Below are 12,697 nucleotides of genomic sequence, written 5' to 3' on the forward strand. Positions count from 1 at the left end.
GAAACCCAATTGATGATTAGGGTTTCGACTGTACGGCCGCCGGGGTTAAATCAGGGTTAACAGGGCCGTTGATGCGGCCACCGATGCGGTGCGTGTTACTGCCTGAGCAGGTGGTGTTTCTGAAGTTGCCGTTGCAACAGGGGGCGGTTGAAGCCGTTGATGATCATGTCGCCGACCACAATCTTGGGTACGCCGCTGGAGTCCAGTGAGGCGTACAGCGCATCGGTGGTGGCGTTGCCGGCCTCGACATCCCGTTCCAAAAATCCAATGCCGTTAGCGGTCAAATACTCCTTGGTTTGCTTACAGTAGGGGCACCATTGGGTGGTGTAAACCACAATAGGGGCGTTAACGTCCTTAAAATGGGCACTGGTATCGGTAATGATAAATTCGGGGCCGCGCTGGTAGCGATCCCAGCCGGCTTTGGCGCCGATGCCGATCCCCAGACCGATGACCACCATCAGCACCAGGCTGGCACTCTCTTTTGCGTAATGAAGCAGGGATGATTTCATGGCGACTCTCATGCCGTGGCTGATTGCGTGGCGCAGCAGGTGGTGGGCGGTGTGGTGTTCAGGAGGGGGAGCACCGAACCATAATGGCGGGCGTAAGGGCGGTAAATGTGACCGGTTCCTGAATGCTTCATTTGAAAATCCTTTTCAATATTAGTTCTTTGCCATGGCTGGCTGTGTTCAAGCTATCACCGGCAGCGGGAACGTCAATGGGGCAGGAGGGCGAGACAAAGGACAGCGATTGTAAGTGATGTTCCAGTCTGTGGGTGGGAGATGGCAGATGCGGCTGCGGCGCGGGAGAGACGAGCTCTCCCGCTGTGGATTAGGGGGTCAGTTCCAGCGGAAGCGCCAACTGGCCAGCGCCATTGCCAGCAGGGTAAACAGCGCCAGTGGCCACAAGTGATGGGCGATGGCTCCGAGGCCGGCGCCGTCGATGATCACCGCCCGGTTGGCGTCATTCATGTGCGTCAGTGGCAGCAGATCGGCCAGGGCCCGAACCCAGGGCTGGCTACCCTCGAGGCTGAACCAGATTCCGGACAGCAGCATCATCGGCCAGGAGAACAGGTTCAACATGCCATTACTGAACTCCTCGGAGCGGGTTTTGCTGGCCACCAGCAGACCGAGGCTGATCATCGCCGCCGATCCCAGGGTGGTGGTGAGCAGCAGCAGCAACGGATTACCAACGATGGGGATCGAGAACAGCAGGCACACCAGGGTAAACACCACCGCCGAGGTGGCGACGATGGTGCCGAGCCGGCTAAGCAGTTGCGACGTCAGAAACTGCCAGGGTTTGAGTGGGGTGACCTGCATCCGCCTGAGCACGCCGGTGCGCCGATAGCGGACCACGACGTAGCCGACGCCATAGAGGGCGGAAAACATCATGTTCATGCCGATGATGCCCGGCAGCAACCACTCGACATGACGCACGGCCTGGCCCTGAATCGTTTGTTTGGTCAAATGGGGCGCCCGGGCCAGCAACAGCTGTTCGACGATGTAGCCCCGGGCAGAATCGGGGTTGACCCAGTAATGGTCGCCTTCGATGGCGAGATCCACCAGGTGGCGGGCCACCTTGTGTTTAGCTAATGCACTGTCGGCGTAGGGAATCAGCTCAATGTGGCGCAGATCCCGCAGCGCCGAGACGGTGCTGGCCGGACCGACGACGCCGATCTGATAAAGAGGCTTGTCGTTGTCATCAAACACCAGGGTAAGGGCGATGACCAACACCAGAGGAAACAGCAGCGACCAGCCGAGGGCGGATTTGTCCCGCCCAAACTCCAGGTTTCGTGCGTGAATCAATGCTAGCAGGGCGTTCATGACTGCAACGTGCTCCCGGTGAGTTTCAAGAAAAGGTCTTCCAGGTTGGGCTGACGAATATTGAGTCCTTGCAGCGATACCCCGGCGCCACTGAGCCATTTCAGCACCCCGTCGGTGTCTCTGCACTCCAGCAACAACTGCGGCCCCTGGCGATGGACTCGAATTTCTGCGGCGGGCGGTTCCGGCAAACGGCGATCCGAAGGCAGCGACACCAGGTGGGGAAAGAAGTGATCCTCAATCAAAGCCAGTGGGCTCTGTTCGGCGATGATCTGCCCCCGATCCATGATGGCAATGCGATCGCAAAGTTGCTCCGCTTCCTCCATGTAGTGGGTGGTCATCAAGATGGTTTTGCCCTGGGCTTTGACTTTCTGCAGCAGGGCCCAAAACGCCTGGCGGGCATTGGGATCCAGGCCGGTTGTGGGTTCATCGAGAAACAGCAATTGCGGGTCGTTGACCAGACTCATGGCCAGCAGCAGTCGCTGACGTTGGCCTCCGGACAGGTGGAAATGCAGCTGATCCGCTACCTCGGTGAGCTGACACTGCTCCAGCAATGGCTCCAGCGCTACCGGCTTGGGGTAGAAGCTGGCAAACAGTTTCAGGCAGTCACGCACGCTCAGGTAGTCGGGCAGGGCGGTGGATTGAAACTGAATGCCGATGGCGTGCTGGTACGCCCGGCTCAGAGGCTGGCCATTAAACAGGATGGTGCCCGAGTCCGGCGGGGTGATGCCTTCCAGCATCTCCAGGGTGGTGGACTTACCGGCGCCATTGGGGCCCAGTAGTCCGAAGCAGCTGCCTTGTTCGATGGCCAGATCGATGTGGTCTACTGCCAATTTGTCGCCGTAGCGTTTGCTCAAAGCCTGGGCATGTATCAGGGTGCTCAACGGAATGCCCTTTTACCTAAATGCAATTCAATGGCTCATTGTCCGAGCCTTTCGTTATGCAATCACTGTGGGTTTTAACAGAGTTTTGTGCCGGTTGCCGGAACTGTGCAATGGCTCTGACTTTGCCGTTTCGACGCTGCGGTCTGCGGTGTCGGCGGAGTATGCTGACGCTTGGAAAATCGGGAGCCTGATATGTTTGTGAATCGATGGCGTGGTCGCCTGTTGTTATTGCTGGTGCTGGTTGCGCCGGCCAGTGTGTGGGCTCAGTTAAGGGTGGTGTCGCTGGCGCCGAACTGGAGCCATACGGTGGCCGAGTTGGGCCAGGAGCAAAGTCTGGTGGGCGTGACCCGTTATGCCCGTTTTCCCGATAGCATTCCTCAGCGTGTGGCTCGTGGAGAACTGGCGGTGGTAGGCGGTTTTACCGACATCGATGTGGCGGCGGTGCTGGCGCTGAAACCGGACCTGGTGCTCACGGCAACGGGATTACAACGAAAGTTGCAGCAGGCATTGCAGCAACAAGGGGTGCGGGTCATTCACATGCAGGAGCGCAGCCTGGATGAGGTCTATGAAAAGATTCGGGCCCTGGGTCAGGCCCTGGACGTGCCCCAGGCGGCCGATGCCATGGTCGAGCAGATTCAATCACAGTTAGACGAGGTTGCGCGCCAGTATGCCAATCAGCCGCCGGTGCGTGTCTATTATGAAATCAACTACCTGTATAAATGTGTGCCGGGTGCCGATTCCTACATGACCGAACTGATTCGATTGGTGGGTGGTGAGCCGGTGTTTGCTGAGCGGCCGGGCATCGCTCCGGCGGTGAGCTGGAGTGAGGTGGTGGCGGCCAACCCTCAGGTGATGTTGATGCCACTGTGGCCCGATGCCGGCGGCCCGATTTTTGACGGGCCTCAGGCGGGCAGTGGCACCACCACGGTGGCAGAGGTTCGGGCCAGAGAGCAGGCCGAAAAGGTGGATGCGGTGCGCTTGGATCAGGTGCGTTACATCGATTCGGCGGTGACCAAACAGGCCGGTCCCAGCATTCCGCGGGCCGCACGGTTATTGGCCGAGGCGATTCACGGCGGTTAGTCGCCGGTTACCACCAGGTTATCCCGGTCTTCTTCCGACAGAAACTGCTCCACCTTGCCGCAGCGACGACAGGCGTACAACTGCAGTGGCTGCTTCAGGCTCAGGGCTTGCAGCAGAGTCTGCAGCGCCGGCGATGGGGTAACTGGCATCGCCTGCAGCGGGATGTCACAGCGCAGGCATAAAGGCATGGTGGCGACGTCTGGCCGTTCGGTGTCATGGCTGCGGGCGGTGCAGCAGTGCCAGCATTGGGAAAACGCGTCGTCGTCGATCAGAACATTACAGTTGTTGCATACCCAGGCCACAGGCTTCTCCTCTTGAGTGTGCGAATGACTATATCGTCATTGTCATATGCGAGTCTACGATAATAATTTCTTCAAGATCAGTTAACTAGCTCAAACTCCTGTCGCTTGCTAGTGCATATCTAACCAGGGCAACCGCCGAGTGACATCAGGCCGAAAAAATTGTGTTAGCCCGTTGGCAAAACCGCGATCACTGTGAAAAGCCCCAGAGTATTTACGTCTCTAACCCATTACCGTCTTGGGCAATGGGCGGCAGGATCGATGATGTTCAATCGCCTTAATTTCGATAAAAACAGCTTGGCAGAGATGATGATGAAAACAGTGACCGCTTTTGGAGCGATGATACTGGTGGCATTGGGTACCGCTGGCGCGGCCCAGGCTCAGCAACAGGATGTGCTGTTGCAACTGCAACAGAAATTTGAACAGGGCAAATACTCCAAAAAAGGGGCCGATGGTTGCATGATGTGCCATCGCAAAACCGAGGGTGTGGATGCCATTTTTGATGGTGTCCATGGCGATCCCAACACCGTCGCTGGCCCCATGGCCGGTCTGCAGTGTGAAGCCTGCCACGGGCCTCAGGGTAAACACCGGGGTAAGAATGAGCCGATGCTGACGTTCGGTAAAGACTCGCCATTAACCGCCGACATGCAGAACAGTGTGTGCCTGGGGTGTCACGATGACAGCCAGCGGATGGACTGGCATGGCTCCGCCCACGTCTCGGAGGAAGTGGCCTGTACCGATTGTCATCAGCTGCACATCGCCAAAGACCCGGTGCTCAGCCGTAGCGGTCAGAACGACACCTGTCAGCAATGCCACACCAAGGTAAAAGCGGACAGCCACAAACGTTCTGCCCACCCGATCAAGTGGGATGAGATGAGCTGCAGCGATTGCCACAACCCTCATGGCTCCATGGCGGAATCGGCGTTGAATGAACCGATGCTGAACGACACCTGCTATCAGTGCCACGCCGACAAGCGCGGTCCTTTCCTGTGGGAGCACGCGCCGGTAATGGAAAATTGCGCTAACTGCCACGATGCTCACGGCAGCGTCAACGAAGGCATGCTGAAGACCCGGGTACCGATGCTGTGCAAACAGTGTCACGCCGAGTCCAACCACCCAAGCACCGTTCCCGGTGGCAATGGCAGCATTCAGACTGCTGGCCAGGGTTGCCTGAACTGTCATAGCCAGATCCACGGCTCGAACCATCCGTCCGGTCAGGCGTTTCAGTTTTAAGGGAGAACTAAAATGAAAACTCAAATCAGTGTAGTGGCTGCCACCTTGCTGGCCTTGTGTGGCCAGGCGAACGCCTTCGATTTTGGTGTGCCAGCGGCCAACACCAGCAAGGCCAAAACCGACTCCTGGGCATGCAAAAAGTGCGTCAGCAGCGACAGCATTCAAGGCAGCGTCGGCCTTGGCCTGGGCAGTGCCATCAGCAACGACGATCATGCCGCCAACGCCCTGGGGTATGAAGATGGCTTTGCCGCCTCGGTAGACGCGGATCTGCTGCATCGCAGCGAGTCTGGTATTCGTACTAGCGTCGAGGCCAAGGAACTGGGCAGCAAACGCGGCGATCTGGCGGTCACCGCGGGCCGAGCCGGTCAATGGCAACTGGGTGCCAGCCTGGATCAGAAATACAGTGTCGATTCGACCAGCGCCCACAGTGATCTGTTGGCCAGTGGTGACACCCTGGTACGTCAGTCGGCGCCGGTACAGCAGCAACTGGACAAAGAGCGCCAGCAGCTGGGTTTCAATGCCAAGTACATGGGCAGTCATTGGGGCAGCTACCTGTCGATGACCAGCGAATCCCGCAAAGGCAGCCAGCGCAGCAGCATCAGTAATGGCGGTGTTGAAGCGCAGAACATTGTGGCCCCCATCGACAGCTCCACCCAGAACCTGACGGCGGCAGTGCATGTGAGTGGAGACGCCTGGTTGGCGGAAGCCGGCGTCAAAGGCAGCTGGTTTGACAACGACATCGACAGCCTGTCTCTCGAAGGCGCTGCCATTCCGTCTCAGGCCGGGGCGCCGGACAATGAGGCTTACTCTGTGTACCTTAAGGGCCGCTATCGTCTTGGGGCCACTCAGGTGAGTGGCCGAGTGGCCAGCGGCAGACAGACTCAGGATCAGGACCTGGTGACTCTGACCGGAGTACCGGCCGGAGTGACCGCGGCGGATCTTCAGGTCGATACTCTGGATGGGCAGTTGGCGCTGGTAAGCCGGTTGTCGTCGAAATCGACGCTGCGGGCATCGATGATCTACAACGACCGCGATAACGCCTCCACCTTGTATGAGTTTGATCAGCTGCGCTTCGATGCCCTCAGCGGCACCGTAGAGCAGACTCAGGCTGTGGATCGCACTTACGCCACCTACAAGGTCGCGAGCGATTACCGTTTGGCCTCCGGTCACAAACTCAGCGGTGGTGTGGACTACAAGCAAACCGAGCGCAGTGCCGGCGACCGCGAGGACACCGATGAGCTGACGGCCTGGGCACGCTATCACTGGTCAGCTGCGGCCCGTTGGGACATGCGGGTGAAAGCCAGCTTCGGTCAACGTGACGGCTCTCGCTATCAGGCCGGGGCAGCCACCTCGACCGAAAGCAATGAGCTGATGCGCAAGTATTACCTGGCGGATCGAGACCGAACCAAATTGGAGCTGGAGATCAGCCATACGCCACTGGACACTGTGTCTCTGGACTTCAGCACTTACTACGCCATGGACGACTACACCGATACCGACATCGGCCTGACCGAGTCCGAGGATTATGGCTGGGATCTCAGCGGCCACTGGCAAGCGTTGTCCAGCGTATCGATCACCGCCTTTGGCGGCATGCAGTGGATTGATAACGAACAACTGGGCAGCGACAGTGGCAGCTACGCCACCTGGGCCACCGAGAATCACGATGAATTTGGCTATGCGGGCGTGTCGTTGGCCTACACCGGTTTGCAGGCTCAGGGCATTCAATTGTCCGTGGATTACCAGTACAGCTACTCCGGCAGTGATGTCGATACCAGTGGTCAGCCGTTTGAGGATGACTATGAGTCCGACAGTCACAGCGTGTCGGTGAACGCCGGCTATGCCATCAGCGCCGCCGCCACCGTGGGCTTGCGCTACCAGTATGAGCGTTACCAGGACAGTGACTATGCCGAGATTCCGGTGGAAAACTATCCGGGCCAAGGGGTAACCGGCCTGACGACTCTGGGCCAGCTGAGCCAGAACTACAACGCTCACCTGATCATGCTGACTTTGAGTTATCGCATGTAAAGGGTGTGGCAAGCATCACACTAAGCGGGCTTCGGCCCGCTTTTTTTGTGGCTTTGATTCAGTAACGCAATGAAAAGTAATCAAAGTGTGATCAACAAAGAAGTTTTATCATCGGATGAATTTGAATAGAGTTTTTACTCTATTTCTTTTGGTTTGATTTGATTACTCTGAGGAGGTGGGGTAACAGACTGATAAGGAAAAACATCATGAACCCTGTAACGCTGTGGCGTCACTGTTTTCAACCTCAAGACGCTCAATGGACCAACGAACAAGCACGCTACGTTGATACCGCCCTTTTTTTCCTGTTTCTCTCTTTTCTAACCGGCGTGTACAGCCTCATCAAATGGTCCGCCAATGGCCATGAAGTGCTGACTCAAACCTCGATATTGCTGATTATTGTCGAGTTGGCGGCGGGGCTGACCATCCGCTTTTTCCGTGCGCCGGTGCTGGCCCTGAATTTGGGTTTCTTTGGCATGAGCCTGCATTGCCTGAATATGATCTATCAGACCGGTGGCTTTATCGGTTCCAGTCAGAGCCTGTGGGTGCCGGTGATGATCATTGCGTTTTATCTGTGCGCATCGTCGCTGATGGCGTCGCTGTGGTCGTTGCTGATCGGCGGTGTCACCCTGGCGATGGTGGTGGGTTTTCTGGAGGGGACGGCCTTTCCCGACATGGCGCTGACGGGGCGGGCACAAACCATAGAGATGCTCTCTGGTGTGGTGGTGCCACTGTTGGTGATCGCCACCGCTCAGGGGTTTACCGCCAGGTTGCGTCGCAAGGCGTTGATCGACTCCGAGCAGGCACAGCTGGAGATGTCGGCGGCGGCGGAGCAAGCCCGTCAAGGCCAGCAGCAGCTTAATGAGGTGATGCAGCAGGTGAAGGTTAACGTCAATCAGTTGATGGAGTTAGCCGCGGATCTGGATGGCCAGTCCCACTCTTTGCATGAGCATGTGGACACCTTGAATGAAAACTGCAGCGGTCAATCCTGTGCCTCTGAGCAGATGACTGCCCAGTTACAGCAGCTCACCGAAGATATGAACCGCTCTGATCAGTTCGTCTCCGATTTGCAGCACCACAGTGACACCATCAACCAGCAGGCCCAGCGCAGCTCTTCCAGCTTGCAGGCGTCCACCGATGCCATCGATCGCATCCTCACCGCCAACGAGAAGATCACCAGCGTGGCGGATTTGATTACTTCGGTCGCGGAGCAGACCAACCTGTTGGCGCTGAACGCTGCCATCGAAGCCGCCCGCGCCGGAGAACAAGGTCGGGGGTTTGCGGTGGTGGCGGAACAGGTGCGGGAGTTGTCGGCCAAGAGCAACGGCGCGGCCCTGGAGATTCGCACTATCCTCGAAGAGAGTCGCAAGGAGGTCAATCATGGCCAGCAGGTGATGCAGTCCACCACCTCGGAGATCTCCGGCATCATCGCTCAGGTGAGCAATACCCAGCAGGAAGTGACCCAGTTGACCGACATTATTAAGCACCAGGCCCAGGCCGTGGAAGAGCTGTATACCGCCAGTGCCGAGGTGTCCTCCGGCGTGGTGGACACCAACAGAGTGGCGGAGGAGGTGGCACAGCAAGGGGCGCAACTGGCCAATCAAGTTACCACCATCAAGGGATTGACTGCCTCGCTGACCGGCGTGATGGACAGCGGCGTAACCGGCATCCGGGCAGGTTGAGGTTTAGCGGGATAGGGCGACTGGGTCTATCCTCAGTGCTTGGGCGGCATTGAAGAGGTACCCATGCAAGCTGCGCTATACCCAGTCTCAGAACAGCAGATCACCGATTCGGTTTCTAAGGCCTTCCTGAAGGGAGGCCTGCCGGTGTTGATCATTCGCAACCCGTTTGCCGATGCCATCATCAGCCTGTTCGGGGCCCAGCTACTCAGTTACCGCCCCCGTGGCGGCAGTGAGTGGTTGTGGCTGAGCGATGCCGCGCGCCTGGACCAGACACGGCCGATACGCGGGGGCATACCCATCTGCTGGCCGTGGTTCGGCCAACACCCGCAGATACCGGGGGCGCCATCCCATGGGTTTGCTCGAACTCAGATGTGGCAGCTGGACGCGGTGTCCGACACCAGTCGCGGCACCACCTTGTCGCTGTTTCTGTCTGACGATGACGTCAGTCCGGATTACTGGCCGTTTGCGTTTGAACTGCAACTGGACGTGACCATCGGCCACCAGTTGGAGCTGTCCCTCACCGGCCACAATTGTGATCATCATCATTGGCGCTTCTCCACCGCATTGCACAGCTACTTTAATGTGGGGGAGGTGAGTAAAACCACGGTATACGGTGTCGGCGATCGCTACCGGGACAAGCTCAGCGGCCAGAGTGTCATCGATACCGGTCCGCTGCAGGTCTGTCCCCCTCTGGATCGCATCTATCCGGGAGCCCAGCCTCAGGTGGTGATGGCGGCGGCCCAGCACAGTATCTTGTTGGATCAGACCGGCATGGACTCGGTGGTGGTGTGGCATCCCGGCCAGCAACTGCCGCAGGACATGGGGGCGGCCACCGCCGCGTCGATGCTGTGTGTCGAGACCGCGGCACTGGGCAGCGATGGCATCACCCTGGCACCGGGCAAGGCCCATCAGCTGAAACTGGTGATCAGCCGTCAGGCATAAAAAAAGCCGCCTGACAGAAGGCGGCTGAATTTCATCGGGAAGGATTGACTTAAACGGTCAACACCCCCAGTAGACGCGAACGTCTTAGAAAATGCATTCTAATCGGCGTTCAATACCTGACACACCTCAATCACTTGCTCTGCCAAACCTTCCGGGCAGCCGAAATGGGTCCAGTCAACAGTCAGCAGCTGGGTGTTGTACTTGTCGCAGATGTGCGGCAGGAAGGTGTTGTGACAGTCAGAAATCAACTGAATGTAGCTTTGTGGGGTACCCACTTCGGCGTCGCGACCTCGGCTCAGCATGCGCTCGTAGGAGACGATAGGATCGGATTTCAGGTACACCACGGCGCTGACCTGAGGGTAGTCTTCCAGCTTGTCCTGAATGTCGTAGTAGTAATCCAGGTCTTTGCCGTCGGGGCGGCAGGCCTCGGCCAGGTTGGCCTGACAGAAAACCAGGTCGGAAAACAGAGAGCGTTCGATGATGTAATTAAAGCCCGGATCCAGATCCTGGCAGGTCTCGGCACGCTTGTTGGTGATGTAGCGCTGGAAGTTGATTCGCTGCGACGGATCGTTGGTGAACGCCTTCAGCAGACGTTGAAATTCCGGATCGGTGTCCACCTCTTCGATGATCAATCGCCACGGCCTGTCATCAAGATTGCTTAACCGGTCAGCCAGTTTGGGGAGTAGGGTGGATTTGCCTACGCCAATGTTGCCTTCAATGGCGATCAGTTTGAAATCTTGAGTTTGGTTCACGTTCGACGGCTCCTGTAAATTGGAACGCGATGATAGCAAAAATGTAAGAATTTAAAACGTAAAAAAGGCCACTTTTGTTGATGTTTTTCTTGTCAGAATGGTTGACAGTGCATTAATTGCTGATGACTTTGCATTTTTCGTCACTTTAATGATTAAATTAAGTTCAATTAACATTTAAATGTATGTTATTTAAGCTTATATTCGCCATTGGTTAAAGCGAGGATTGTCTGATTTGTTCGATTATTGTACGGATTTGCGCCGAGTCAGCGCCAGGCTGGCTTGGTCATTTTGTCGTTTCGGTGACGATTGTGATCGAAAGCGGGCAAATGCCTGGGTCTTAACCAGGCATTGTGGTTTTGTTAGCGCAACATCTCGAGGAAGTGGCTGAATGAAGCGATGGCATGGATGATCAGATACCAGAACAACGCCGAGGCCAGATCGATATGGCAGGCGCGCAGCGTCATGGCCATTGAACTGCCCTGAGTCAGCAACCAGGCACAGCCGGTCAGCCCCACCAGTACCATCAGGATCAGGCCAAACCCTTCGATGAAGGTCAGCAGTCCAGGGGCGCCCGCTGCGGGCAGTTGCTTGTTTTTGAGCTGGCGTAAATCATTAATGATCGGAGAAAACTGACCAACGCACCAGCCAAAATACAACCGCCACTGGCCCAATCGACAGCACTTGTACAGGAAGCACAGGCTGAGCAGGGCAGTGACCACCCCCAAAGCGATGTGGTTATAGTCCCAGAACCCGGCATTGGCGTGAATTCGATTGGCCAGATGCACCTGGCCGGCAGTACTGAACAGCCAGATTGCCAGTAATGCCAATAGAACATGAAGGCGTTCAAACAGTTGCGACATTATCTATCCTTGTTAGCCGTTGCGGTGCTAATAATTGGCCACTTGGCGGGAGAAGCGATCCACCTTTTCCCAGTCGGTGTACTCGATGCAGCTGTTGAGGTCAGTCGGCCCCTTGGTGATCCGCATGATGAAGCGGATGATGTGCTTATCCAGGAAGTTGTATCTCTGGTAGTCGATCATACCACCAAACACCTCCATGAAGTCCGGCATCCAGGCGATGCGTTTCAGGAACGCCTGCATATAAGGGTTGGTTTGCGGACTGTCTTTACCGGGCTTTCTGGCGACCAGGCTGACCGAGAAGAAGCCGGCTGGCTTTTGCTCTAACACGGCCTGGTGTTTTTTAATGAACTGAAACACTTGGTGAGAGTGCTTACCGTGCTTGATGCTGGCCCCGATCAGAATTTTATCAAAGGGCAACAGGTCCAGATCAGGTTCAGCCAGATTGTGTAAGGTAACGATTTCGCCCTTCTTCTCCAGTTGTGCCTGAATTTGTTTGCAGATTTTTAGGGTTTGGCCTTTATCGGTGGAATAGGCGATTAACGTATTACTCATGTATTCTCCAGCTGATCAACCTTGGGTCGACCGGGTTATGATAGCGAATAGCCCCAAGGGTTTAATTTGAACAGGATCACCCCTTGGCAGGTTGGGGTCCTGAGCGTGGACTTAAGTGCCCGTTTTGTGACCTGAAAAGCGACTGTGAGTGGTGGGACAACAGCGAGTTACACAGGTTCAATGGGGTTGTTACATTATGGCGATTTTCAGTCGCAGGTGGATGCTGAATGGAGGGGCTCTGAGTTTACCTTGAGCGACATTCATATTAAACTTAGGTGACTTGATAATTTTGGTGATATACTTAAAAGGTACTTTGTCACTGTCTATGGGATAACTCCTATCCCGCGTTGTTGAAGTAGGAAAAATGAGAATTAAATTAGAACAGCTAAATAGCGATGAGCTTGATTATCTCTATAAGTTGCGCAAAGCAAGAACTTTAGCAACTCTGGAATTAATGACGGAAAAGCTGGAGCGTGATGCTGCCAGTAGCGCAGAAGAAGCCTCTATTTGCCGAGCTTTCGACGTTCGGGAAACGGAGATAGAGCAGGGGCGTTACGTATAAACCCGTTTTCGG

General features: G+C 56.3%; 13 protein-coding genes. 6 read left to right on the top strand and 7 right to left on the bottom strand.

Annotated features, from left to right (window positions below; all coding sequences use genetic code 11):
* Positions 1–95 precede the first annotated feature (95 nt).
* The 3 genes from H598_RS25495 to H598_RS0107610 form a co-directional block, all read right to left on the bottom strand.
* On the bottom strand, positions 96–509 hold the full coding sequence (locus H598_RS25495; RefSeq protein WP_051252560.1) for a glutaredoxin domain-containing protein: 414 nt from the start codon (positions 507–509) through the stop codon (positions 96–98).
* Between the two features lie 327 nt (positions 510–836).
* Complete coding sequence (locus tag H598_RS0107605; RefSeq protein WP_028112491.1) at positions 837–1,820, bottom strand: ABC transporter permease; 984 nt, start codon at positions 1,818–1,820, stop codon at positions 837–839.
* Positions 1,817–2,701 (bottom strand): ABC transporter ATP-binding protein, encoded by an 885-nt coding sequence (locus H598_RS0107610; RefSeq protein ID WP_051252561.1) that lies wholly within the window; start codon positions 2,699–2,701, stop codon positions 1,817–1,819. The genes H598_RS0107605 and H598_RS0107610 overlap by 4 nt, the downstream gene beginning before the upstream one ends.
* Positions 2,702–2,893: 192 nt before the next feature.
* On the opposite strand from H598_RS0107610, the gene H598_RS0107615 reads away from it, so the two are divergent.
* Entirely contained in the window at positions 2,894–3,781 is an 888-nt protein-coding gene (locus H598_RS0107615; RefSeq protein ID WP_028112493.1) for an ABC transporter substrate-binding protein, read from the top strand.
* On the opposite strand, the gene H598_RS0107620 is transcribed toward H598_RS0107615, so the two are convergent.
* Positions 3,778–4,083, bottom strand: coding sequence for a hypothetical protein (locus tag H598_RS0107620; RefSeq protein ID WP_028112494.1), 306 nt, complete (start codon positions 4,081–4,083; stop codon positions 3,778–3,780). The genes H598_RS0107615 and H598_RS0107620 overlap by 4 nt on opposite strands.
* Before the next feature lie 261 nt (positions 4,084–4,344).
* Between H598_RS0107620 and H598_RS0107625 the strand changes: the two genes are divergently transcribed.
* The 4 genes from H598_RS0107625 to H598_RS0107640 all read left to right on the top strand — a co-directional run bounded on the left by H598_RS0107625 (position 4,345) and on the right by H598_RS0107640 (position 9,959).
* Positions 4,345–5,313 carry a DmsE family decaheme c-type cytochrome gene (locus H598_RS0107625; RefSeq protein ID WP_156896973.1) on the top strand — a complete coding sequence of 323 codons (969 nt, stop codon included), beginning with the start codon at positions 4,345–4,347 and terminating at the stop codon, positions 5,311–5,313.
* Between the two features lie 12 nt (positions 5,314–5,325).
* Positions 5,326–7,338 carry an MtrB/PioB family decaheme-associated outer membrane protein gene (locus H598_RS0107630; RefSeq protein ID WP_028112496.1) on the top strand — a complete coding sequence of 671 codons (2,013 nt, stop codon included), beginning with the start codon at positions 5,326–5,328 and terminating at the stop codon, positions 7,336–7,338.
* A 206-nt stretch (positions 7,339–7,544) separates the two neighbouring features.
* Entirely contained in the window at positions 7,545–9,017 is a 1,473-nt protein-coding gene (locus H598_RS0107635) for a methyl-accepting chemotaxis protein (protein WP_028112497.1), read from the top strand.
* A 63-nt stretch (positions 9,018–9,080) separates the two neighbouring features.
* Entirely contained in the window at positions 9,081–9,959 is an 879-nt protein-coding gene (locus H598_RS0107640) for a D-hexose-6-phosphate mutarotase (RefSeq protein WP_051252562.1), read from the top strand.
* A gap of 98 nt (positions 9,960–10,057) precedes the next feature.
* Here the strand turns inward: H598_RS0107640 and H598_RS0107645 are convergent, their stop codons facing one another.
* The 3 genes from H598_RS0107645 to hemG form a co-directional block, all read right to left on the bottom strand.
* On the bottom strand, positions 10,058–10,711 hold the full coding sequence (locus H598_RS0107645; protein WP_028112499.1) for a deoxynucleoside kinase: 654 nt from the start codon (positions 10,709–10,711) through the stop codon (positions 10,058–10,060).
* A 359-nt stretch (positions 10,712–11,070) separates the two neighbouring features.
* Positions 11,071–11,571: a cytochrome b/b6 domain-containing protein gene (locus tag H598_RS0107650; protein WP_028112500.1), complete on the bottom strand. Its 501-nt coding sequence runs from the start codon at positions 11,569–11,571 to the stop codon at positions 11,071–11,073.
* A 27-nt stretch (positions 11,572–11,598) separates the two neighbouring features.
* Entirely contained in the window at positions 11,599–12,123 is a 525-nt protein-coding gene (gene hemG / locus H598_RS0107655) for a menaquinone-dependent protoporphyrinogen IX dehydrogenase (RefSeq protein WP_028112501.1), read from the bottom strand.
* 364 nt (positions 12,124–12,487) lie between these two features.
* On the opposite strand from hemG, the gene H598_RS0107660 reads away from it, so the two are divergent.
* Positions 12,488–12,685, top strand: coding sequence for a hypothetical protein (locus H598_RS0107660; protein ID WP_028112502.1), 198 nt, complete (start codon positions 12,488–12,490; stop codon positions 12,683–12,685).
* Positions 12,686–12,697: the final 12 nt, after the last annotated feature.

This window comes from Ferrimonas kyonanensis DSM 18153 (genome assembly GCF_000425405.1).
Lineage (GTDB): Bacteria > Pseudomonadota > Gammaproteobacteria > Enterobacterales > Shewanellaceae > Ferrimonas > Ferrimonas kyonanensis.